The following is a 23,685-nucleotide window of genomic DNA, read 5'->3' as shown; positions in this document are numbered from 1 at the left end:
AGGTCGCTCCATTGATGAAGAGTGCCACGCCAGGAAGCCGTTGTGACACCGGATTGCTCCGCGGTATGCCGCAGGGGCAGCAGGGTCAATCGCTATTGCGTCTTTGCAGCATGATTTGGCTCAAAACGAGAACTAACAGCAACAACGTTAAAGGAAGATCGCCACTGCGTGCGTAGGGTGTTGCGCCCAACGCAGGCGGCAGCGGCGCGTCCAGATAGCCCGCAGTGTTCAGCGGCAGGAAATCAATGATCTTGCCCTTGGCATCAATCACCGCCGACACCCCGGTGTTCGCGACCCGCACCATGGGCAGGCCGGTTTCGATGGCCCGCATGCGCGCCTGTGCCAGATGTTGGTAGGGGCCCGAATTGGCGCCGAACCAGGCGTCGTTGGTCAACTGAATCAACACATCCGGGCGGGGGGGATGGCGCGCGTATTGCGGGAAAACCGCCTCGTAACAGATCAACACCAAAGCTTTGACAGCCCCAAGGTTCAGCGTGCGCGGCCCCGGCCCGGCGGAATACCCGGCCTCGACCCGCGCGGCGAGACCAGTTATCCCCAGCCGCTGCCAAAAGCCGGGAAACGGCATGAACTCCCCAAATGGCACCAAATGAAACTTGTCATATACTGCTGTTACAGCCCCGTTTTCATCGACGTAAGCCGCGGAATTATAGAAATCCGAACCTTCGCTACGTTGTATCCCCAGCAACAACGGGGTCGCCTCTGCCGCCTCGGAAATATAGCCCAGGGTCTCTGCGCCCTCGTTCAACAGGACCGGAACGGCGCTTTCCGGCCAGATCACCAGATCGGGTTTCGGCGCGGCGGCGGAATAATCCACCATGCGGTTGAAAAACACCGGGATCATTTCGGGATCCCATTTCTGATCTTGCGGCGCGTTGGGTTGGATCAGGCGCAAAACCGGCGCGTCCGGCGCCGATCCCGTCGCATCGTGGCTGGTGGCCTGGGTGAGCCCCGCGTACCACAACACGGTGCCAAGACCGAGTGTCAGGCCAAACACCCGTGCTGCCCCCAACAGGGGCAATGTCACCTGCAATCGATGCCACAACCAAACCGGCAAAGCCGCCATGGCCAGGGTCAGCGCGGTCAGACCATAGGGGCCGATCCAGGCCGCCCATTGGGCAAAGGCGCTGTCGATCCAGATGTAGCCGATCAGCGCCCAGGGAAAGCCGGTCAACACATAGCCACGCGCCAGTTCCACAACCGCGAGCGCCAGAGCCAACCGCATGGCCCCACCGCCAAGGCGCGCCGCCCCCCAGAAGGCCAGCGCCCAGAACAGCGCCAACCCGCCGGACAAGCCAAACAGGCCAAAAGGCGCCAGCCAGCCATAAAGCTCTGGCTCGATCAGGAATGGTTCCACAATCCAGTTCAGCGCAACGGCGAAATACCCGGTGCCCGCCAACCAGCCCAGGATCATCGCCTGACGTGGGGTTGCCGCGGTCCGGGATGTCGTCACGGTCTGGAACAGGGCCAGCAGAACCGCCAAGGCAAGAAAGGATGGGGCGACCCAGCCAAAAGGCACCTGCCCCAGGGCCACCAATGCGCCCAACAGCGTCGCCGCCGTCCCTAGGCGCAGGGCACGCGCTGCGACCCAATCGGCGAAACGCGCCAACATGCTATCCCGCCTTGAGCTCGACCGCTTCGGCCGGCGGATGCGGGCTGCTGTGCAGACGGACACGCAGACGTTTGATCCGCCGTGGATCGGCGTCGACGACCTCGAACTCCGGTCCATCGGGATGCGGCACCATTTCGCCACGCGCCGGCACATGGCCCGCCAGCACAAACACCAACCCGCCCAGTGTGTCGATTTCCTCGGCGTCGACCGCATCGGTCGCGGTCAGATCAATGCCGATTTCGGCCTGGAATTCGTCCAGCGGTGTCTTGGCCAGCGCCAGATATGTGCCGCCTTTTTCCTGCGCCCAGAGCTTGTCTTCGTCGACGTCGTGCTCATCCTCGATCTCGCCGATCACCTGTTCGATCAGATCCTCGATCGTGGCAAGCCCGTCGACCCCGCCGTATTCGTCAATCACCAGCGCCATATGGCGCCGTTCGGCCTGCATCTTGGTCAGCAACACGCCAATCGGCATCGAGGGCGGCACAAACAACAGCGGCCGCATCATCGCCTTGAGCGCAAAGCGCCCGCCCGGGCCGCTGTTAAAGCCGTGTTTCAGGGCAAAATCCTTGAGGTGAACCATGCCAAGCGGCGTGTCCAGGGTGCCATCATAGACCGGCAGGCGGCTGAGCCCGCTGTCGCGGAACACATCCAAAAGATCCTCGCGGGTGATGGTCACCGGCACGGCGACAATGTCGGCCTTGGGGATTGCCACGTCTTCGACCGTCAGACGCCGCAGATTTATCATCCCATGTGTCATCGGCATAGGCGCCGGCATCGAGGTGCCGTTCGCCACCTCCGGTGTCACAGGGGTTGGGCGAAGCGCCGAAAAAATCCGACGAAAAAATCCGGTTTTCTGAATGGTCTGGGGTTCGGATTGCGCGCGTTGCGCTGCATTAGAAGGGGGATCTGTATCGTCCATCGTCCTGTCCGCTGTGGGCGTCAATCGCCCGATTCGTCTCTATATGGGTCTGAAATACCCAATTTGCCAAGTATGGCACGTTCATGTGCCTCCATGACAGTGGCATCCTTGTCGCGGATATGGTCATAGCCGAGCAAATGTAACACCCCATGAACAACCAAATGGGTCACATGGGCGTCAAACCGCTTGTTCTGATCCTCGGCCTCGCGTTGGCAGGTGCCAAAAGCGATGGCAATATCGCCCAGCGGCTGTGCCTCATCGCCGCCGGTTGGCGGCTCTTCGGGGGGCTGGCCCGCGATCTGGGCGGAAAGATCCTCCTCTGGCCAGGACAGAACATTGGTCGGCTGTGGCTTGCCGCGAAAGTCAGCGTTCAATGTGGCGATGCGGGCATCGTCACAGGCCAGAATTGCGATTTCGAAATGTTCGGGATCAAGGTCCAGATGCCCCAGCACCGCCCGCGACGCGGTTTCGGCCAGATCGGGAAAATCGATCTGCTGCCAATTTGGATCTTCGATAAGTGTTTCCGTCAACATATGGCACAATTTCGGGGGCGCTGCCCCCGGACCCCCGGGATATTTATCAACAGAAGAAGGGCTGGACCCGCATCAAGGCGCAGCCGCATCCCGTTCATAGGCTTCAATAATCGCCGCAACCAGCGGATGGCGCACCACATCCTTGGATGTGAAATAGTTGAAGGCGATATTGGGGATCATATTGAGCAGCCGCTCGGCATCTGCAAGCCCCGATGCGACCCCGCGTGGCAGGTCGATCTGGGTGCGGTCGCCGGTGATGACCATGCGCGAGCCTTCGCCAAGGCGGGTCAGGAACATTTTCATCTGCATCGAGGTGGCGTTCTGTGCCTCGTCCAGCACCACAAAGGCATTTGCCAGGGTACGACCGCGCATGAAGGCCAGTGGCGCAATTTCGATTTTCTTTTCTTCGATCAATTTCGCCAGCTGTTTGGCCGGTAGAAAATCATTCAGCGCGTCATAAAGCGGCTGCATGTAGGGATCGACCTTGTCCTTCATGTCGCCGGGCAGATAGCCGAGCTTTTCACCGGCTTCGACCGCAGGGCGCGACAGGATGATCCGGTCGACATTGCCGTTCATGAACATATTCACGCCCACCGCCACGGCGAGATAGGTTTTGCCCGTGCCGGCCGGGCCGATGCCAAAGGCCAGCTCTTTTTCGAACAGCGACCGCACATAGCGTTTTTGCGCATCGGTGCGCGGTTCGATCAGTTTCTTGCGGGTTTTGATTTCCACATGGCCGCCGGGGAACATATCCAGCTGGTCGCCGTCGCGGCTGCCTTCGTCCTCTGGCGCCATGCGCAATTCGCGGTCAATGTCACCTGTTTCAACTGTGCGCCCGGCCTCTAGCCGTTGATAAAGCGCGGTAAGGACATCGGCGGCCTGTTGGCGGGCCTCGTCCCCGCCGATCACGGCAAGATGGTTGCCACGGCGCAGAATTTGAACCGACACACGTGATTCAATGGCCGCAAGATTGCGGTCGAATTCACCACACAGGTCGATCAGCAAGCGGTTGTCAGGAAATTCCAGCACTGTTTCTTGCAGGGTGTCCGCTGCGGTCGTGTCATCAAGATGCTGTGGGTCCAATTCGGCCTCCGTCGAATATATGGTGATCAGCAAAGCCGAGACTTCAAGCCTTGGCAAGGGGCCGGTTGGAAAATGTCACCTGGGCTTCATGAATTTGCGGCGTTTTGAGAAAAACCGGGCTTTCCCGTTCACCTTCGCAAACAGAAACAGCCGCAGGACGACCCCCGCGGCTGTTCAATATTCTGGATCGCCAGTGGTGATCAGTTAGGATCGGGAATAAACGACCCGCCCTTGAAATCACCGGCGGTATAGGTCGGCGGGGCAACACCGGAACACACCGGCTTGCCGTAGCGGTCAAGCCGATTGACCTGATATCCTTCGACACCATCATCCGAGATCCAATGGTCGCAACCATCAGGATCCACAAAAATACCCCATTTCAGGGTTTTCAGCGAATGGTCATTGATGCCGCGATCCACCGTTTTGTCGGCAGGATAGCCGCGCACGCCTTCGTCGCAGGCAGCGACAACAAAGCCCAGCGACAGGGCGGCACAGAGTTTGACGATTTTCATGTCGCGTCCCCTTACTGGAAGCACAGGATTTCAACGCGGCGATTGCGGGCCATGCCGTCGCGCGTACTATTGGTGGCGACGGGGGCAGTTTCGCCCATGCCACGCACGTCGACAATTTTCGCACCAACCGATTTGGCGACCTTGGCGACCGAAACCGCGCGATTGTAGCTCAAACGTTGGTTATATTCGTAGCTGGCGCGGCTGTCGGTGTGACCAACAATTGTATAGGCAAAGGCAGACGAACTCTGAAAGAATTGCTGCAGCCGGGCGCGGCCCTGGGAATGGATACGATAGCTGTCCGTGGCAAAGAACTGATCGGCATTCAGCACACCACAGGAGGTCACATCATGACAGATGGGCGTGCCTTTGCGGGTCAGCCGGTTCGATGCATAGCCTTCGGCGCCATCATCTGCGGCCCAGACTTCGCAGCCATCCGGTGTCAGCACGATTTCCGGAATATATTGGCCCCTGTCCCGTCCGTTTTGTGACGGTGTGTCACGCGTAAACGCCTGCGCATCGGCCATGCTGGCCGAGAACAGGGCAACAACAGCAGCGGTGGCGCAACCCATGGCAGCGGCCCGAAAGGCTTTGGTGATAAAAGTCCCCACAGCTTTTTGTCCCTTGTTAAAGTGTTTCCCCCGAGGGGCCCGCCGCAAAGAGAATCAATCCCAGCGGAACCCTAACTCATTCTATATTCAACACTTTAACAAACAATCCAGAGGTGTGAAGGAAAAAATCCAGATATTGCGGGGGTTTGGCGGATGTTCCGCTATATCGGCGATTTTTTGACTTATCCACAGCGGTCAGAGTGCAATGTTTCTCAGGCAGTTAGGTCGCTCTGCTCATCCTGGCGGCAAAAAGCAGCAGTGATTTCGCGGATGACAAATGGCCCGGATTTGCGAACAATTCCGATTGATACGTCGGATTGATGTCAATTTGTAACCAAAGAGAAAAACCTCTTTGGAAAGTGTTAACAGAAGATTAATCTCGCAAGCAGTCACGTTGCACCCTGTCACGGCGCAGCCCATCTGCCGGGCCACGATCGTGCGCAACGCGCTTCCCAGGCCAAAGCATTTGGCCGCACCATTCGATTAGGAATACACCATGAAAAAAGCAATTGTCCTGGCCGCCGTCTGTGCGGCCTTCGCGGCCCCTGCGATGGCGGGTGGCAAGCACAAACACAGCCACCACGGCGCCTATGGTCCGACCGGGACGCAAATCGTTGTCAGCTGTTTTCGGGGCCCGTGGAACGACGTGATCTGGGATCGCCCGAATCCGGTGTTCATCGACAGCCTGGTGGCGATTGGCTATGACTTCCCCAACGCCCATGCGATTGCAGAACGGGTCTGCCGCGACCCGGCGCTGGTCGGCAACCCCGAGGGGCTGAAATCAACGATGCTGCGGATTTATTACGACCGCGCGTCGCATCGCAAGCACAACTACTAACGCCTGGTCGATCCGGACAAGCACGACCTAGACGAACATGAGCAAAGGGCGGGGTCACCCCGCCCGGGTCTTCCCCCGGCAATGACGCCGGGCGCCGCGCTCAGGCCAGGACGCCCGCCAGTGAATTGGTCAGGCTTTCGACGACGCGCACGCGGGCGGTGTCGCCGCGCGCGACCTTGGCATCGGTGACATGCACCGCATGAAGATATTCGGATTTTCCGACCATCTGGCCCGGCATACGCCCCGACTTTTCAAACAAGACCGACACTTCGCGCCCGACCATCGCGTCCTGAAGGGCGCGTTGTTGTTCGCTAATCAGCGTCTGAAGCCGTTGCAACCGTTCGCTTTTCACCGCTTCTTCGACCTGGGGGCGTTCGGCGGCGGGGGTTCCGGGGCGGGTGGAATATTTGAACGAATAGGCCGTGCCGTAGCGCACTTCGCGGATCAGATCGAGCGTCGCCTGAAAATCCTCTTCGGTTTCTTCCGGGAAGCCGACAATGAAATCGCCGGAAAAATGCATATCAGGCCGCGCCACCCGCAGCCGTTCAATCAGACGCAGATAGCTCTCGGCCGTATGGGCCCGGTTCATCCGCTTCAGGATCTTGTCCGACCCGGCCTGTACCGGCAGATGCAAATAGGGCATCAGCTTCGCGCAGTCCGCATGGGCGGCAATCAGATCGTCCGACATGTCGTTGGGATGGCTGGTGGTATAGCGAATGCGTTCCAGACCGTCGATCTCGGCCAGACCGTCGATCAGCCGCGCCAGCGACCAATCCCCGCCCTGCCCCGCACCATGATAGGCATTCACGTTCTGCCCAAGCAACGTCACTTCGCGCACACCGCGGTCGACCAGCTCGCGGGCCTCGTCCAGAACCTGTGTCACCGGGCGTGACACTTCGGCGCCCCGGGTATAGGGCACAACGCAGAAGGCACAGAACTTGTCGCAGCCTTCCTGCACAGTAAGAAAGGCGGTGGGGCCACGGGCCGCCTTGGGCCGGGATTTCAGGTGCTCGAATTTGTCTTCTTCGGGGAAATCGGTGTCCAATGCCTTGGACCCGTCCCGCGTCTTGGCCTCCAACTCGGGCAGGCGGTGATAGCTTTGCGGGCCCACCACCAAATCAACCATCGGCTGACGGCGCATGATTTCCTGTCCCTCGGCCTGGGCGACACAGCCCGCAACGCCGATTTTCAGATCCGGCTTGGCCTCTTTCAATCCCCTGTAGCGACCTAATTCGGAATAGACCTTTTCCGCCGCCTTTTCCCGAATGTGACAGGTGTTCAGCAGGATCATGTCCGCGTCTTCGGGGCTTTTGGTTTCGACATAGCCCTGCCCGCCCAGCGATTCCGCCATCCTTTCGCTGTCATAGACATTCATCTGGCAGCCGTAGGTCTTGATAAAAAGCTTTTTGGGGTCGGACATTGTCAAATCCTTGGGCGCGTCATAAGGCCGGTCTGAGGGCAGGTTAGAAGGCGTCTAGGTACAGCAAAAACCACCTGTCTTGCAATGCACACAAAATTCACCGAGTCTGCGGCAAGCTTCGGGGTGTCGATGCAGCGAAATTTCAAGATCATGGCAAAATGACAGACATGCGGTTTTCCTCTCTCCTGGACTTTCTGGCGCGCGGCAAGGCCGTTCTGGCCAAGGGCCCAGTTGCCCTGATCCTGTGCGAAGACGATGTTGAAATTGCCTCGACGCTGCGCCACCATCAGCATCTTGGGTTCAAGACAATTGTCGGCTTCATGCCTGACCGGGTGAACCTTCCCGATGATCTGAGCGATGGCATCTGCCGTGTCGATCACACCACCGCACGGGATGGCGGGATCGAGGCATTGGTCAATGCGGTGATCCCGGTCGCGGGGACCAGCTGGCTCTATTATTGTTACAATGCGGAATATCTGTTCTATCCGTTTTGCGAAACCCGCACCATCAGCGAAATGCTGACCTTCCACGCCGAGGAACGGCGCGATGCGATGTTGACCTTTGTGGTTGATCTTTATGCCCAGGATCTGAACAAATTTCCCAATGCGGTGTCACTGGACGACGCCCAGATCGACCGCAGCGGGTATTATGCACTGGCCCGCCCGGACCCGAAAAACCATGGTCACCCCAAAGAGCGACAGTTGGATTTCCACGGCGGATTGCGCTGGCGGTACGAAGAACATGTGCCCCCCACGCGGCGCAAGATCGACCGGGTGTCGATTTTCCGTGCCAAACCCAAGCTCACGATGCGCCCGGACAACACCTTTGATGACGAGGAATTCAACACCTACGCCTGCCCCTGGCACAACAACCTGACGGCGGTGGTCGCCTCGTTCCGCACGGCCAAGGCGCTGAAACTGAACGCCGGATCGACCTTTGATATTCACCAGTTCACCTGGAAAAACTCTGTGCCCTTCGAATGGCATTCGCGGCAATTGCTGGATTTAGGGTTGATGGAAACCGGCCAGTGGTTTTGAAACATGGCACGGGCGCCACGACACCCGAGCGACAGAGACATCACTGCGAAGGGGAATTGCGATCATGAGCTATCTTGGCATTGATCTGGGGACATCGGGATTGCGGGCGCTTTTGGTGACAGAAGACGGCGCGCCGCTGGGTGCGACGGAACGCCATTACCGCGCCCATCACCCCCATCCGGGCTGGTCGGAACAGGACCCCGCCGACTGGATTGCCGCTCTGGACAGCGCGATCGAGGAACTGCGCACCACCTGCCCCGGATTTGCCGACCTGCGCGGCATCGGCGTGGCCGGTCATATGCATGGCGCGACCCTGCTGGATGGCGACGGCAAGGTGCTGCGCCCCTGTATTCTGTGGAACGACAGCCGCGCCAGTCAGGAGGCCGCGCGCCTTGACGCATTGCCGATCCTGCGCGCCGAATCCGGCAATATCGTTTTTCCGGGCTTTACCGCGCCCAAGCTGGATTGGGTCCGCACCCATGAGCCCGAGCTGTTTGATCAGGTGGCCAAGGTGCTTTTGCCGGCGGCCTATGTCAATTTCCATCTGACCGGCGCCTATGTCGCCGATATGTCCGACAGCGCCGGCACCTCCTGGCTGAACACGGGGCGACGGGATTGGTCCGATGACCTGCTGGCCGCCGGTCACATGCGCCGCGACCAGATGCCAAGACTGGTCGAAGGCAGCGAAGAAGCCGGACAATTGCGCGAAGAACTGTGCCAAAAATGGGGATTGCGCGGCCCGGTGTCGGTTGCCGGCGGCGCTGGGGACAATGCGGCGGCGGCCTGTGGCATTGGCGCGCTGAACGAAGGTCAGGGATTTGTCTCGCTCGGCACCTCGGGTGTGCTGCTGGCGGCACGCGATGGCTATGCCCCGGCACCGGAAACTGCGGTGCATACCTTTTGCCATGCCGTGCCCGGGCAATGGTATCAGATGGGTGTGATGTTGTCGGCGACCGACAGTCTCAATTGGCTGGCACAGATCACCGGGGCCACGCCCGCGGAACTGACTGCGCCGCTGCGGGATTTGCAGCCGCCGGGACAGGTCCGGTTCCTGCCCTATTTGTCGGGGGAACGCACACCACATAACGATGCCGCCATTCGCGGCAGCTTCACCGGGCTGTCCACCGCCACCAGCCGCGAGGATATGACCCGCGCGGTGCTGGAAGGTGTGGCCTTTGGTCTGCGCGACAGTTTCGATGCGCTGGTCCAGACCGGCGCACGGATCGAGCAATTGATTGCGCTGGGGGGCGGCAGCCGGTCGGATTATTGGTTGCAATTGATCGCCACCGTGTTGGGCGTGCCACTGGCGCTGCCGGCCGATGGTGAATTCGGTGCGGCCCTGGGGGCCGCGCGATTGGGCATGGCCGCCGCAGGCGCAAATTGGCAGGACATCATGACCCCGCCCGACATCGCAGGCGTGATTGCCCCCAATACAGAATTGCAGGGCGCTTATGATGCGGCACATGCCCGGTTCCGCGCCGCCTATGGTCCGACCAAGGTCGTGCAATAACGCCGCTTTTCATTCCCCACCCTCCGCCATAGGAAGAGCCCATGGATTTACGTGCGATATTGATGGGCCTGGCTTTTGCCGCCATGTGGTCTTCGGCCTTTACCTCGGCCCGGATCATCGTTGCCTATGCCCCGCCGATGGGGTCTTTGGCGTTGCGGTTTCTGGTGTCCGGGGTGATCGGGATCGCCATCGCATTGGCCATGGGCCAGAACTTCCGGCTCAGCCGCTTGCAATGGCGAGCGACGCTGGTGTTCGGCATATGCCAGAACGCGATGTACCTTGGCCTGAATTTTGTCGCCATGCGAACCATCGAAGCTTCGCTGGCCTCGATCATCGCATCCACAATGCCGCTTATGGTGGCGCTGGCGGGCTGGGTGTTCTTTCGCGAAAAACTGCCAAGGCTTGCGGTGGCCGGGCTGGTCGCCGGGTTTGGCGGGGTCATGGTGATCATGGGCGCGCGGATTGGCGCCGGTGTCGATATGTTTGGCCTGACGCTGTGCATGGCCGGCGCGGCGGCGCTGACAATTGCCACCCTTTCGGTCCGTGGCGCATCATCGGGCGGCAATGTGATGATGATCGTGGGATTGCAGATGCTTGTGGGGGCGGCAATTCTTGGGGTGGCGTCCTTTGCTTTGGAATGGCCGTTTGAGGTCCAGATGACAACGTCATTGGTGCTGGCCTTTATCTACACCACATTTGTGCCCGGTCTTTTGGCCACCTTTGTCTGGTTCACGCTGGTCAACCGCATTGGCGCGGTCAAGGCCGCAACCTTTCATTTCCTGAACCCCTTCTTTGGCGCTGCGGTGGCGGCCGTGCTGCTGAAAGAAAACCTGGGACTGCTGGATGTGATTGGCGTGGCGATTATCGCCGCGGGTATCCTGGCGGTGCAATTGTCGAAACAACGGGCGCCCAAGACGCCACGCTCGACCCTGTGACCTTGTAATCCTGTGATCCGGGGCGATCACCCACTTGTCAGATGACATTTCAACCGCCCGAGGCAACAAAAGGGCAATGGAAATGTTGTTTGCATATGGCGCGGGGCTGCTGACCCTGATCAACCCCTGCGTTCTGCCGGTGCTGCCAATTGTGCTGGCCACCGCCCTGCAATCCGGGCGATCCGGGCCGCTGTGGCTCGCGGCGGGTATGAGCCTGTCTTTTGTCGTGCTGGGTGTATCCGTGACCGCATTCGGCCATTTGATCGGGCTGCATTCCGACCATATTGCCCAGGCTGGCGCGGTGTTGATGATTGTGTTTGGCACCATGCTGGTGATCCCCCGGTTTTCCGCCGCTTTTTCAACGGCAACCGCGGGTTTTGCCGCCAGCGCCGATGGCCGGCTTGATCAGATCGACCGATCAAGACCGCAGGGCCAGTTTCTGGGCGGGTTGCTGCTGGGGGCGGTTTGGTCGCCCTGTGTCGGGCCGACGTTGGGCGGGGCCATCGCCCTGGCAAGCCAAGGCGACGATCTGCTGCGCGCCACGGGGATCATGGTATTTTTTGCGGCGGGCGTGTCGACCATCATCATCGCGCTGGCCTATGTTGCGCAAAATACAATGGCCCTGCGCCGCCTGGCAAAAGTATCACGCCCGGTGTTGGGCGGCGTTTTCATTGCGGTTGGGCTGGCGCTGCTGTTCCGATTGAACCATGTCATCGAAGCCTGGGCACTACAGAATATGCCCGATTGGCTGATCGACTTTTCTGTGATCTTGTGAACCCGAGGACCCCGATATGCATCGACGCGATTTTTTCCAACTGAGCGCAGCTTTCCTTGCAACCACAGGCAGCGGACTGTTGCCGCATGCCGCTGGTGCGGCGCCTTTGGCTTACAAACCCGGGATGCTGGATGCGCGGCTGGACGCGGGTGAGACCCTGTTTCTCGATTTCACCGCCAGCTGGTGCAGCACCTGTCATGCGCAAAAGCGGGTCATGGACAAGCTGAAGGCCGAGAACCCGGCTTATGAAGCCAACATCACCTTTATCGAGATTGACTGGGATCTTTATGGCCGCTCCCAGATGGCTGCGCGGATGCGGATCCCGCGCCGCTCGACGCTGGTTGTCCTGAAAGGCGACGATGAGCTGGGCCGTGTCGTCGCGCAAACCCGAGAAGAAAAGATCCGTGAATTGATGGACATTGCGCTGAACGCGGCGACCTCTGCCTAAGGTGGGACGGGCCGAGTTGCCCCAAAACCTTTGCGACACGTCAGATCCGGCGGGGCTTTCTCTGGTCGGGCTGATGCCGATGGATCTGATCGTTGGGGTATTATCCCGCGCCGGGGCGACCGGGAAATTGTGTCCGGGCACGGCATCCAACAGGTCTCCGACCGGCATTCAACGGGAGATTGGGACGCGAGGCTAGGAACGGATTGTTTGGGGGTATAACCTTGGCGCATAGAGCGCGGGAGGCCTCCACATGATCAAACTACAGCATATCGAAATGCTTTTGGCGATTGAACAGGCCGGCAGCATCCGCGCGGCCGCGAAACTGTTGGGCAAGACCCAACCAGCGGTCACCAAGGCCCTGCGCCAGGCCGAGGCCGAATTGAACACCGCGATCTTCAAACGTGCACCAAGCGGTGTCGCGGTGACAGAAGAAGGCACGCAGGTTCTGCGCCGCGCCGGGATCATTCGGGCGGAATTGCGCAAGATGCAGGAAGACGTCGAACAACGCAGCAGCGCAGGCACCGGGCAGCTGAACATCACAGTGTCCCCCATGGCCGCCAGCCGGATCGTCGGCGGCGCCATCCGCCGGTTCAAGCGGCGCTTTCCCAAGGTACGCGTGCAGATCACCGGCGGGCATGAGCCGATGGCCTTTGGCCCGGTGCGCGACGGTTTGGTCGATCTGGTGATCGGGCCGGAACCACGCGCCGCGGATATCGCCGGGCTGACGGTGGCGCATCTCGTCGACACGCCTGTCGCGATCATCGCAAGCAACAATTCTCGCTGGGTGAACAAAACCCGGCTGGCGGATCTGGAAGGGGCCGATTGGCTGATGATCGGCACGCGGGCGCGTCTGCCTTATCTGCAACGGCATTTCATCTCGCGCGGGTTGCCGCCGCCCGACCCGATGGTGACCTCGGATTCCATCACCAGTATTCTGGCAATGGTCGAAGGCGGCGATGTGCTGTGCACCTTTCCCGCGTTGCTGCTGGATATCATCGAGGGCCGGTACAAAATCCGGGCGCTGGCGCTGGAAGATCCGCTCTCGTCTTCGCCAATTGCGCTTGTCACCGCCTCGGAACGTCCCCCGACCCCGGCCGTGCGGTATTTTTCGGATTGCGTGCTGCAGGTCGCCCAAAACGAATTTGGCTAGGGTATTCCCAAAGGATATACCCATCAACATTTCGGTTCTCGTGCGAATAGATTTTCAGCGCTACACCTGACCCATCGGGAGGGCGCCGCGCCGCGGTGCACAGGTTGGGAGGCCGCGATGAATATCTTGTTCATCATGTATGACCAGTTGCGCTTTGATTATTTGAGCTGTGCGGGTCATGCCACATTGGACACGCCGAATTTTGACCGGGTGGCGGCGCGCGGCGTGCGCTTTACCAATGCTTACGTACAATCGCCGATCTGCGGCGCTTCGCGGATGAGCTTTTATACCGGGCGCTATGTGTCTTCGCATGGGGCGCAGTGGAACGGATTTCCCCTGCGCGTAGGCGAGGTGACACTGGGCGATCACCTGCGTGAGGCCGGCATGGATTGCTGGCTGATGGGCAAGACCCACATGAAGGCCGATGCCAAGGGCATGGCGCGGCTGGGACTGGCACCCGACAGCGTAATCGGCGCGCGTCAGGCAGATTGTGGTTTCGACGCATGGGCGCGGGATGACGGGCTTTGGGGGATGGGGCCGGATGGGTTCTATGACGAAAAACGCTCCCCCTATAACGAATTCCTGAAGGCCCAGGGGTATGACGGCGAAAACCCCTGGGCCGATTATGCCAACGCCGGGGTCAGCGACGGAGAGATCGCATCGGGCTGGATGTTTCGCAACGCCGACAAGCCCGCCAATATCCGCGAAGAACACAGCGAAACCCCGTGGTTGACCTCCGAAACCATCCGGTTTGTGGATGAGGCCAAGGGGCCCTGGTGCGCGCATGTGTCCTTTATCAAGCCGCATTGGCCCTATATCGTGCCCGCGCCCTATCACGACATGTACGGCCACAACCAGATACAGGCACCTGTGCGGGACGCTTCGGAACTGAACGATCCGCACCCTGTTCTGGACGCCTATCACAACATTCGCGTGGCACAGGCGTTTCAGCAGGACGCAGTGCGCGAAAAGGTCATCCCGGCCTATATGGGCCTGATCAAGCAATGTGATGATCAATTGGGCCGCCTGCTTGATCACCTCGAAGCCACGGGCAAGATGGACGACACGATGATCGTGCTGACCTCGGACCATGGTGATTATCTGGGCGATCACTGGCTGGGCGAAAAGGATTTCTTTCACGAGGCATCGGTCAAGATCCCGATGATCATCTGCGACCCACGCAACAGCGCCGACGCCACGCGCGGCACGACCTGTGATGCGCTGGTCGAGGCCATCGACCTTGCCGCGACATTTGTCGATGCCGCAGGCGGCACCGTGGCCGATCACATCATCGAAGGTCGATCGCTCATGCCGTGGATTCAGGGCGAAACGCCCGAGGATTGGCGCGACTACGTCATCAGTGAATACGACTACTCTGTCACGCCGCGCGCCGCGCAACTGGGCGTCACGCCCCGCGATGCGCGGATGTTCATGGTTTTTGACGGGCGCTGGAAACTGATCCACTTCGAAGGTGGCTTTCGCCCAATGCTGTTTGACCTGGCCACCGACCCACAGGAATTCACCGATCTCGGCGCGAAGGAGGAGCACGCGCCACAGATCGACCGGCTGTATGAATTCCTTGGGCAATGGGGCCGGCGCATGGCGCAACGGGTGACAAAATCCGACGCCGACATCTTGGCAATGCGCGGTGTCACGATGCGTCGCGGCATCCTGCCCTTTCTCGTCGATGGCAGCGAAGTGCCGGACGAGCTTACAGAAAAATACCGGGGGCCTGCGCGTCAGGTTCATCTGGACGGCCCTGAGGCCGGGGAGGAAACCCAATGACAACCGATGCAAAGACAATGCCGCAGAGGCGCGGCATCCTGTTTGATAAACACATCTCGGATGTGATTGCGGCGATCTTTGTCGGCGTGATCGTGCTGTATTCCGCCTCTGGCCCGATCAACGATTTTGTCCGCTGGTTCATCGAAACCACGACACCCGCCTTCGACGAGATGAGCCGCCGCGATCAACGGGTTTTCCTGCGCGAACATTGGCTGGGCGCCACCTATCGCGCGTTTGAGCAGGGGTTCCTGCTGCCCACCGGGTTGATTGTCGGGCTGCCCATCGTGCTCAGCTTTGCCGTCACGCTTTTGACGCTGCACCGCGAACCGGGGCTGAGGGCGGTCAACTGGGCGTTGACGATCCTGGCGGCGGCGGCCTTTACCAGCTGGATCATCGCGATCTTTGCATCGGACGCAGGTGTTTTGCCAACGGCGCGCGGCATCGACTATGTCATGTTCCCGCTGGCCACGGCCATCACGCTGTACCTGACATGGCGGCTGTTTGGCGGCTTTATCGTCGGGTTCTGCCTGCTTTGGGTGATCTACTTTTTCATCAAGGGCTATCTGCCGGACTGGACCGGTATCCTGGCCGGGTCCGAGTCGACGTTCAGCCAGAACCTGCGCCAGATGATCCTGCAATTCTGGGCCCAGACGGGCGGCATGTTCGGCCAACCGATTCAGGTGGTCACCGGCAACGTTCTGATCTTTATCGTCTTTGGCGCTGTGCTGATGGCCAGCGGGGCGGGTGATCTGTTGATGAAGATCGCCAACCGGTTGACCGGTGGCATGACCGGCGGGGCGGCGCATGCCTCGGTTGCGTCGTCGGCGCTGTTTGGCACATTGTCGGGGGCGGCGATTTCCAACGTGGTGTCCACCGGGGTGATGACCATTCCGGTCATCCGCAAGGCCGGGTTCAAACCCGCCTTTGCAGGCGCGGTCGAGGCCGCCGCCTCGACCGGGGGGCAGATCATGCCGCCGGTGATGGGGGTTGTGGCCTTTTTCGTCGCGGGGCAGATCGGACTGGAATACCGCTACATCGTGGTGGCGGCGATCCTGCCTGCGATTTTCTTTTATCTCGGCACGTTTCTGGCGGTCTATTTCGAGGCCCGCAAATGCGGCATCGGCGCTTTGCCCGCGTCGGAACGCCCTAAATTGACCGGCAAGGAATGGCTGCAATGCCTGGTCTTCGTGATCCCGCTTGGCACGCTCAGCTATTTCCTGTTTTCCCAACCTTCGGTGCCAAAGGCCGGTTTTTACGGGCTGGTTGTGGCGCTGATCTCGGCGAGTATCCTGTTCCGCGAATTCCGTTCGGCCAGCCGGTTGTGGCGTGCGGTTGTCGATGCCGGCCGGATGGCCGCCACCATCGTCATCATCGTGACCGCCATCGGGTTGATCGTCGGGTTGATCCAGACCTCGGGCTTTGCCGGCCGTTTGTCACAGCTTTTGGCGGAACTGGCCGATGGTCCGCTGCCGCTGGTGCTGGTGGTGGTGGCGCTGGGGGCAATCGTGCTGGGCATGGGCCTGCCGCCGGGGGCAACCTATTTCATCATCGTGATTGCGCTTAGCTCGGGCATCGACGCGGTGGGCATTGCGCCGCTGACCCTGCACCTGTTCGTCGTCGTCTTTGCGATGATGTCGACGGTCACGCCGCCGGTTGCGCTTGCGGCCTTTGCCGCCGCGCCCATCGCCGGGGCCGATCCGATCAGAACCGGATTCGAGGCCGCCAAGATCGCCCTCGCGGGGTTCCTGATCCCCTTTGTTTTCGTCTATCATCCGGCGGTTCTGTACAAGCTTCAGGTGATGTTCGAATGGTTCGGCGAAGACCGGGTCGTGTCCCGCGCCATGATCGACATTTCGACCGTCACCTGGTTTGATTTCTTCTGGATCATCGGCGCTTTCACCCTTGCGATGTGGCTGATCGCCTCGGCGCTTGCGGGCTTTGACCGCAACCGTCTGCCCCCGATCGAGCGGGTCTTGCGGCTGGCCCTGGGCGGGCTGACCCTGCTGCCGCAGCTTGCCATCGCCGCACCCGCCGCCGCACTGGGCCTCGCGCTGATTTTCGCAAGTCCGCGCCTTGCCAGACCCACGGCCGCGACACCGACCTGACACAAGAACGCATTCAACCGGGAGGAAACAAGATGCGACACCTGACCCTGGCGGCCCTGACCGCCACGACATTCGCCACCACGACGGGCGCAGAAACGCTCAAGATGGCCACCATCGAACCAAGCCTTGGCCAGGCGATCACAATGGCGACCTTCGCCAATGTGGTGAACTCGAACCAGGACACGGTCGAGATCGAAGTGGCCGGCGGTGGCGCCGCCACGGTGCACCAGCTCGAGGCCGCGCGCGGCAATCTCGACATGTGGATGACCTCGCCGACAATCTATACGTTCCAGAAAAACGGCACGGCCATGTATGCCAGAGAGGCCGACGCCGCCGCCCTTGCCGAAAACCTCGCGCTGTTGATGTGGTTCCCCTATGGCGACTACCATTATGCCGTGCGTGGCGACAGCGACATCGAATATCTCGATGACATCGAAGGGACCACCGTCTTTCTCGGCCCCGCAGGCGGCGGCGCGTTCAACGCGGCCAAAGGCTGGATCGAGGCGACGACCGGCCTTGTCGCGGGTGAGGATTATGAAGCGATCACCGCCAACTGGGCAACCGGGTTCCAGGCCTTTCAAGACGGCAAGATCGACATGTATGTGAACGGCTGTATCGACCCCTGCCAGCAGTTCCTGCAGTTCACCGAAACCGAAAGCGTGCGCTTTATCGCGCCCGAAGATCACACCGGCGAGGCGGTCGACAAATATCTCGGCAATTTCCGCTATATCACCGAACTTGCCCCCAACATGTACAAGAACCAGATGAACGATGGCCCGGTCGTGTCCAATGACACGCCGGTCGGCATCGGTGTGCGCGCCGATCTGGATGAAGAAGCGGTTTACCAGATGACCAAGGCGTTCTGGGACAATCTCGATTCGATCTCTTCGGATGCGCCCTGGGCCACGGCGCTGAACATTGAATTCGCCGTCGAAGACCGGGCCGGCATGCCGCTGCATCCGGGTGCCGCGCGGTATTACCGCGAAGTCGGTGCATTGAAGTAACCGATTGGCCGGGGCGGTTTTCTGCCGCTTCGGCCCTTTTTCTTGCGCTCAGCCCAGCCGCGCGCAAACACGGCTAGGAAGTTTGGCCGAGGAACCAATCACACATCTCTATCCGGTCCTGCCCAAAGAAAAGCTGATCCCCGAACACCAGCGACGGCGTGCCCCAGTGTCCGGCCCGCTCCAGATCCGTACTGTTGGCGGACAGGATACGATCACAGGTCTCGGGGTTTTCTTTGATATGTGTGCAGAGATACGCCCAATCACAGCCCGCACGCCGCATCGCTCCCTCTAGCGCACCTGCGGCGGACCAATCGCCGCGCTCACGAAACAACAGACGGCTCATTGCCCGATAGGCCTGAACACCCTGCCCCATGTCGCATGCAGCAACAAGCAGTCGGGACAAGCGCCGAATATGCGGCTGTTCGGTTGCAATTTCGCTTGTCGCCAAATCCTGCACAATCGGGTCCGGCATGGGCCATGAAAACAATATGCCCTGCATCTGCGCCACACGCTCGGCATCTCGTCGCAGATAGGTCAGCAAAGCTGGATGCCCGGCGTCAAAAAACGCAGGCAACCGTATCGCCAAGGGGTAAACCGGCTTCAAAACCAGCTCAAGCTGGTGTTTTTCGGCCAATGCCACGACGCGATCAAGCGCCAGATAGGAATACGGCGACCGCACCGTGACGTAGAATTGCAACTGATCCATCGGGCGCACCCCTTCTTGTTGCGGTATCATCGCATGCCGCGCGCTGGGATCGCACGCGATGATACCGCGCCTATACCTTGGGGTCAGGCCCCATTCATCCTGCCCCTAGCCACCGAGGTAGCTGCGCTGCACCGCCTCGTCCTTTGACAGATCCTCACCAGAGCCGCTCAGGACAACATTGCCGATCTCCAGAACATAGGCCCGCTTGGACATGTTCAACGCGCGCTTTGCATTCTGTTCGACCAACAGGATAGGCAACCCCGTGTCAGCGACATTGTGAATGATTTCGAAAATCGTATCGATGACCTTGGGGGCAAGCCCCATGGAAGGTTCGTCCAACAGCAGGATCTTGGGTTTCGCCATCAAAGAGCGCGCCATGGCGACCATTTGTTGCTCGCCACCGCTCAGCGTTCCGCTCACCTGTCCGAGACGCTCCTTCACCCTTGGGAACAGCGCATAGACCGTTTCAAGATCTTCCGAAATGCCGTCGCTGTCCTGTCGCCCATATGACCCCATCAACAGATTTTCGCGCACCGTCAGCCCCTTGAAAAGATGCCGCCCCTCAAGCACGTGCCCGATACCGTTTCGCGCGATTTGATGCGGTGGCATGGTGGTCAGATCGGCCCCATTCAACGTGATGGACCCGGCATAGGGTTTCAGGATGCCGGAAACACAGCGCAATGTCGTGGTCTTGCCTGCGCCATTGGCCCCAATCAGCGCAACAACCTCACCTGCATTGACCTCCAGATCAATGCCATGCAGCGTCTCGACATTGCCATAGCGAAACTTCAAACCCTTGACGCTCAGCATTGCTCGGCTCCTTCACCAATATAGGCCCTGATGACCTCGGGGTCGTTCTGGATGTCCTTGGGCAGACCTTCTGCAATCCGAACACCGTGATCGAGCACTGTAATCTTGTCCGCGACGCCCATGACCAGCTGCATGTCATGCTCGACGATCAACACGGTCACACCCTTGTTTGCGATCTGTCGAATGGTATCGCTAAGGCGGATTTTCTCTGTCGGGTTCATCCCCGCCGCAGGCTCATCCAGCAAGATCAGCTTGGGGTCCCCCGCAAGCGCACGGGCGATTTCGAGAATGCGCTGCTCGCCATAGGACAGGCTGCCGGCAAGCATCAAACCCGCGCCCACGCTATCGCCCAAACCGACAAAATCCAGCAGCTCAAGCGCCCGCGCCTTTGTCGCTTCGGCTTCACGGCGGGCACTGGGCAAATTCAACATCGACGCCAAGATCCCCGAATGCGTTCGACAATAGGCCCCCGCCATGACGTTTTCGATGACGTTCATCTCTTTGAACAGGCTGATCAGCTGAAATGTGCGCGCAATGCCCATCTTCATGCGATCATGCGGCAGTGTCCCCGCCAAATCCTGGCCATCGAAATTGATCGCCCCATCCGAGACCGCAAGCGCCCCGCCAATCATGTTGAACATGGTGGTTTTGCCCGCGCCGTTCGGGCCGATCAGCGCATGAACCGCGCCCCGTTCGACGCTAAAGGAGCACGAGTCGACAGCCGTCAATCCCGCAAAGCGCTTGGTTACGTTATCTACTTTAAGAAGCGTCACTTGATAGCTCCAGTTTTTTGGAATTCTGGCGGTTAAAACGGTCGTTCAACGTGCCTGCAATTCCGCGCGGCAGGAACATGATGACCACCATGATGATCAACCCATAGACAACCATCTGAACCTGGCCAAAGGGCTGAAGAGCTTCGAACAGGATCGAAATCAGCACGGTGCCGATCACCGGGCCCCAGAGCGTCCCGCTGCCCCCCAACAGAACCATGGTCAGGAAGATGACCGACTGTTGCAGCGCAAAGGTTTCCGGGCTGATGAAGCCGACCAAATGGGCATAAAGCGCGCCACCAAAGCCGCCGAAAAACCCCTCGACGGTGAAGGCTGTGACCTTCATCCGGCGCACATTGATCCCGAAAGCCGCAGCCGCCGCATTGTCATCACGAATGGACCGGAACGCGCGCCCCACCCGGGAGGTGACAAGGTTGTGCTTGATCACAAGGAAGACCACGACACAGGCCAGAACGAAGTAGTAATAAGACCCGACCGTTTCAAAGACATAGCCAAAAAGGTTCAGTTTCGGGATGAACGAAATCCCGTCCGCCGCCCCTGTGAGCTCGCCACCATTCATCGCAAGCAGTCGAATGATTTCGCCAAAACCGATCGTCACCATCGCCAGAAAATGGTGCACCAGTTTGACGGATGGAATGGCCACCAACATGCCAAGAAACGACGACAGCAAACCGCCGAAAATCATGCAGAAAATCACCGGGATTTCTGTATGAATGGACAAGATCGCCGAAGAATAGGCCCCAATGGCGTAAAAGCCGGCCTGCCCCAATGTGATCTGCCCGGAATAACCGAACACGATATCAAGGCCGCAGTTCACGATGATGTAAATCCCGATCAACGTGGCAACCAGCAACAGATAGTTGTTGGTCAATATCAGCGGCACACAGACCAGCGCGACCAACAGCACCGCCAGGACATACTTTTGATTGATCTGACCCATCAGAGATCCTCCAACGCAGGGCTTGGCAAAAGACCTTCGGGGCGCACAAACAGCACCAACAAGAGCACGCCGAAAACCACGACGTCCTTGAAGCTTGAATCGATGTAGCCAGAGGATAACGCTTCGATCAAACCAACCAGAAAGCCCCCGATCACAGCGCCATAGATAGAGCCATAGCCCCCGACCACGGCGGCGGCGAAACCCTTGAGGCCAACCAGAAGGCCCATATGCGCCGTGACGCCAAAAATGGGCGCGATCAACAGACCGGCAATCCCGGCCAACCCAACGGAAATCCCCCAGGTCAAACCAATCGCAAAGACAACATTGATGCCCAATGTCGCCGCTGCCATCTTATCCTGGGCCGCCGCGCGCAACGCGGTGCCGACCTTGCTTTTGTTCATGAAAATATGCAGCGCGACCATGATGCCAAGCGTGATGAACACAATCGCCAGATTTTGCGGAACGACATAGATATCGCCGAACTTCATGGGCATATCACCCATCACGGAAGGCACGTGAAACCCTTGGCTGCCCCAAATGATCATCGCCATGTTCTGCAAGAAGATAGAAAGGCCAATGGTCGCAAGAACGATGTGAATCGGGCCGCTTCCGCGCGCAATGAGCGGGCCGATCAACACCCGTTCGGTCAAGAACCCGAGCCCAAGCATCAGCGCGCCAACAAGGGGCAGGACCACAAAGAACGGAAGTCCCACCAATACCGAAAAGGTAAAGGTCAGAAATGCGCCAAGCATGAAGTAGTCGCCCTGGGCGAAGGTCAGCAAACCCGACGCGCGGTAAATAAGGCTATACCCCATTCCGAGCAGCGCATAGATGGCGCCGACCATCAGCCCGCCGAGGGCAAGTTGGATGAAAAATTGCATTGTATGCCGCCTGCATAAGAGAGGCCTGCGGCAGGGGATGCCACAGGCCCAGAGTTGCGATTAGGGGTTATTGCACTTCGGAGAAGTTGCCGTCTTCGATTGCAAACAAGCGGACCGCGTCGATCCCCTCGCCTTGACCGCCAACGAAATTGAACGTCCCGGCGAGCCCCTCATACCCTTCGATATTGTTGATCGCATCGCGCAGGGTTGCGCCGTCGAATGTTCCGGCGGCTTCTGCGGCCTCTGCAAAAAGCTTCACCGCATCATAGCCGCGATAGGAATTGTCGGAATCCGGCATACGTCCGATCAATGCGACGTAATCCTCAAGAAAGCTTTTGATCGCGTCATTCGATGCCTCCTCGGGGGAGTCTGGCAGCAGGTATTGCGAGGCAAGGATGACGCCATTCGCCGTCGACCCGGCGATTTCAATCGCTTCCGGCGTGGTATAGCCTTCGGCCCCCAGGATCGGGCCAAAATAGCCCAGCTGACGCAATTGCTTGGTCACGGGGCCAAGGTCATCGCCAATCGCCCAGATCAAAACCGCATCCGGCGACGCCTTTACGATTGATGCGATTTGTCCGGTGAAATCACGGTCGCCACGGGTGAAGGATTCATCGCCAACCAACGAGAGGCCATATTCCTCGGCGGTCATCGAGAATGCTCTTGCGCCCGCGTTGCCGTATTCGTCATTGGTGTGGAATACGACAATCTCGTTCAGCTCGTGCGCCTTGGCGTATTTCGCCAACTCCTTGATCGACAGGCTGCTGTTGCCGAGCGCACGGAACAGATAGGTGTAACCACTTTCCAGCCATGTCGGCGACGTGCCTGCCCCGATAAGAGGGACCTGGGCCTCTTCAATGACAGGGCCGGACGCCAGGATATTGCCACTGTGCAGAGAGCCGACGATAAAGGCGACATTGTCGACTTGCACCAGTTTGGTCGCGGAACGCACGGCCTGTTCGGGGGACGAACGGTCGTCGTATTCGATCATTTCGATTTGGTGCCCCAACACACCGCCAGCGGCGTTGATCTCGTCAAGCGCAACCAAGGCGCCATTGCGCAAGGATTGTCCAAGCTGGGCGCTTGGGCCTGTCAGCGGCCCGAAAAAGCCGATTTGCGTGGTGTCCTGTGCGGATGCGAAATGTGCTGTGAAAAGCGCGCTGGCTGCGACGGTCGCGGCCAAAAAACCTCGTTTGGTGAACATGAATTCTTTCCTCCTGCTGGCGACGAAACGCCAATTCGTTGACGGCACATGCCGCGATGCG

23 protein-coding genes and 1 riboswitch are annotated in these 23,685 nt (G+C 59.6%); of the genes, 10 read left to right on the top strand and 13 right to left on the bottom strand.

Going from position 1 to position 23,685, the window contains the following annotated elements; genetic code table 11:
- Positions 1-4: 4 nt before the first annotated feature.
- Positions 5-52, bottom strand: a riboswitch (SAM-SAH riboswitch).
- A gap of 33 nt (positions 53-85) precedes the next feature.
- From lnt to Q4577_RS08120, 6 genes are all read right to left on the bottom strand, one after another.
- Complete coding sequence (gene lnt, locus Q4577_RS08145) at positions 86-1,630, bottom strand: apolipoprotein N-acyltransferase (protein WP_303469235.1); 1,545 nt, start codon at positions 1,628-1,630, stop codon at positions 86-88.
- A 1-nt stretch (position 1,631) separates the two neighbouring features.
- Positions 1,632-2,549 carry a hemolysin family protein gene (locus tag Q4577_RS08140; protein WP_303469233.1) on the bottom strand — a complete coding sequence of 306 codons (918 nt, stop codon included), beginning with the start codon at positions 2,547-2,549 and terminating at the stop codon, positions 1,632-1,634.
- Between the two features lie 20 nt (positions 2,550-2,569).
- Entirely contained in the window at positions 2,570-3,082 is a 513-nt protein-coding gene (ybeY, locus tag Q4577_RS08135; RefSeq protein ID WP_303469231.1) for an rRNA maturation RNase YbeY, read from the bottom strand.
- 72 nt (positions 3,083-3,154) lie between these two features.
- Positions 3,155-4,165, bottom strand: coding sequence for a PhoH family protein (locus tag Q4577_RS08130; protein WP_303469366.1), 1,011 nt, complete (start codon positions 4,163-4,165; stop codon positions 3,155-3,157).
- A 200-nt stretch (positions 4,166-4,365) separates the two neighbouring features.
- Positions 4,366-4,677, bottom strand: coding sequence for a hypothetical protein (locus Q4577_RS08125; RefSeq protein ID WP_244688195.1), 312 nt, complete (start codon positions 4,675-4,677; stop codon positions 4,366-4,368).
- An 11-nt stretch (positions 4,678-4,688) separates the two neighbouring features.
- Positions 4,689-5,285, bottom strand: a complete 597-nt coding sequence (locus tag Q4577_RS08120) for an OmpA family protein (protein WP_244688193.1) — start codon at positions 5,283-5,285, stop codon at positions 4,689-4,691.
- Positions 5,286-5,781: 496 nt separating this feature from the next.
- On the opposite strand from Q4577_RS08120, the gene Q4577_RS08115 reads away from it, so the two are divergent.
- Positions 5,782-6,123, top strand: a complete 342-nt coding sequence (locus Q4577_RS08115) for a hypothetical protein (RefSeq protein ID WP_244688191.1) — start codon at positions 5,782-5,784, stop codon at positions 6,121-6,123.
- Positions 6,124-6,223: 100 nt separating this feature from the next.
- Here Q4577_RS08115 and miaB read toward each other — a convergent pair whose 3' ends face one another.
- The gene (gene miaB, locus Q4577_RS08110) at positions 6,224-7,543 is read right to left on the bottom strand and encodes a tRNA (N6-isopentenyl adenosine(37)-C2)-methylthiotransferase MiaB (protein WP_244688188.1); all 1,320 of its coding nucleotides are present in this window, start codon (positions 7,541-7,543) and stop codon (positions 6,224-6,226) included.
- A 167-nt stretch (positions 7,544-7,710) separates the two neighbouring features.
- Between miaB and Q4577_RS08105 the strand changes: the two genes are divergently transcribed.
- The 9 genes from Q4577_RS08105 to Q4577_RS08065 all read left to right on the top strand — a co-directional run bounded on the left by Q4577_RS08105 (position 7,711) and on the right by Q4577_RS08065 (position 18,292).
- A complete protein-coding gene (locus Q4577_RS08105) occupies positions 7,711-8,580 on the top strand; it encodes a glycosyltransferase family 2 protein (protein WP_244688922.1) in 870 nt (289 codons plus the stop codon).
- Between the two features lie 64 nt (positions 8,581-8,644).
- Positions 8,645-10,090, top strand: coding sequence for a xylulokinase (xylB, locus tag Q4577_RS08100; protein WP_303469227.1), 1,446 nt, complete (start codon positions 8,645-8,647; stop codon positions 10,088-10,090).
- A gap of 41 nt (positions 10,091-10,131) precedes the next feature.
- On the top strand, positions 10,132-11,025 hold the full coding sequence (locus Q4577_RS08095; RefSeq protein ID WP_244688184.1) for a DMT family transporter: 894 nt from the start codon (positions 10,132-10,134) through the stop codon (positions 11,023-11,025).
- A gap of 82 nt (positions 11,026-11,107) precedes the next feature.
- The gene (locus Q4577_RS08090; protein ID WP_336623648.1) at positions 11,108-11,800 is read left to right on the top strand and encodes a cytochrome c biogenesis CcdA family protein; all 693 of its coding nucleotides are present in this window, start codon (positions 11,108-11,110) and stop codon (positions 11,798-11,800) included.
- Positions 11,801-11,816: 16 nt separating this feature from the next.
- Complete coding sequence (locus Q4577_RS08085) at positions 11,817-12,248, top strand: thioredoxin family protein (protein ID WP_244688180.1); 432 nt, start codon at positions 11,817-11,819, stop codon at positions 12,246-12,248.
- A gap of 250 nt (positions 12,249-12,498) precedes the next feature.
- Positions 12,499-13,398 carry a LysR family transcriptional regulator gene (locus Q4577_RS08080; RefSeq protein WP_303469224.1) on the top strand — a complete coding sequence of 300 codons (900 nt, stop codon included), beginning with the start codon at positions 12,499-12,501 and terminating at the stop codon, positions 13,396-13,398.
- Between the two features lie 117 nt (positions 13,399-13,515).
- Positions 13,516-15,183 carry a sulfatase-like hydrolase/transferase gene (locus Q4577_RS08075; protein WP_303469223.1) on the top strand — a complete coding sequence of 556 codons (1,668 nt, stop codon included), beginning with the start codon at positions 13,516-13,518 and terminating at the stop codon, positions 15,181-15,183.
- A complete protein-coding gene (locus Q4577_RS08070; RefSeq protein WP_303469222.1) occupies positions 15,180-17,288 on the top strand; it encodes a TRAP transporter fused permease subunit in 2,109 nt (702 codons plus the stop codon). Before Q4577_RS08075 ends, Q4577_RS08070 begins: the two co-directional genes overlap by 4 nt.
- A gap of 32 nt (positions 17,289-17,320) precedes the next feature.
- Positions 17,321-18,292: a TAXI family TRAP transporter solute-binding subunit gene (locus tag Q4577_RS08065; protein ID WP_303469221.1), complete on the top strand. Its 972-nt coding sequence runs from the start codon at positions 17,321-17,323 to the stop codon at positions 18,290-18,292.
- 73 nt (positions 18,293-18,365) lie between these two features.
- On the opposite strand, the gene Q4577_RS08060 is transcribed toward Q4577_RS08065, so the two are convergent.
- The 6 genes from Q4577_RS08060 to Q4577_RS08035 all read right to left on the bottom strand — a co-directional run bounded on the left by Q4577_RS08060 (position 18,366) and on the right by Q4577_RS08035 (position 23,624).
- On the bottom strand, positions 18,366-18,998 hold the full coding sequence (locus Q4577_RS08060; protein WP_303469220.1) for a 2-hydroxychromene-2-carboxylate isomerase: 633 nt from the start codon (positions 18,996-18,998) through the stop codon (positions 18,366-18,368).
- A 105-nt stretch (positions 18,999-19,103) separates the two neighbouring features.
- On the bottom strand, positions 19,104-19,808 hold the full coding sequence (locus Q4577_RS08055; RefSeq protein WP_244688165.1) for an ABC transporter ATP-binding protein: 705 nt from the start codon (positions 19,806-19,808) through the stop codon (positions 19,104-19,106).
- On the bottom strand, positions 19,802-20,581 hold the full coding sequence (locus Q4577_RS08050; protein WP_303469219.1) for an ABC transporter ATP-binding protein: 780 nt from the start codon (positions 20,579-20,581) through the stop codon (positions 19,802-19,804). Before Q4577_RS08050 ends, Q4577_RS08055 begins: the two co-directional genes overlap by 7 nt.
- Positions 20,568-21,539 carry a branched-chain amino acid ABC transporter permease gene (locus Q4577_RS08045; protein WP_244688161.1) on the bottom strand — a complete coding sequence of 324 codons (972 nt, stop codon included), beginning with the start codon at positions 21,537-21,539 and terminating at the stop codon, positions 20,568-20,570. Before Q4577_RS08045 ends, Q4577_RS08050 begins: the two co-directional genes overlap by 14 nt.
- The gene (locus Q4577_RS08040) at positions 21,539-22,420 is read right to left on the bottom strand and encodes a branched-chain amino acid ABC transporter permease (RefSeq protein ID WP_303469218.1); all 882 of its coding nucleotides are present in this window, start codon (positions 22,418-22,420) and stop codon (positions 21,539-21,541) included. Before Q4577_RS08040 ends, Q4577_RS08045 begins: the two co-directional genes overlap by 1 nt.
- Before the next feature lie 67 nt (positions 22,421-22,487).
- Positions 22,488-23,624, bottom strand: a complete 1,137-nt coding sequence (locus tag Q4577_RS08035; RefSeq protein WP_303469216.1) for an ABC transporter substrate-binding protein — start codon at positions 23,622-23,624, stop codon at positions 22,488-22,490.
- Positions 23,625-23,685 lie beyond the last annotated feature (61 nt).

The sequence above is a fragment of the Marinovum sp. 2_MG-2023 genome (assembly GCF_030548265.1).
In the GTDB taxonomy this organism is placed as follows: Bacteria; Pseudomonadota; Alphaproteobacteria; order Rhodobacterales; family Rhodobacteraceae; genus Marinovum.
The sequence above is the reverse complement of the archived record's forward strand: the minus strand, read 5'-3'. Positions and strand labels throughout refer to the sequence as shown.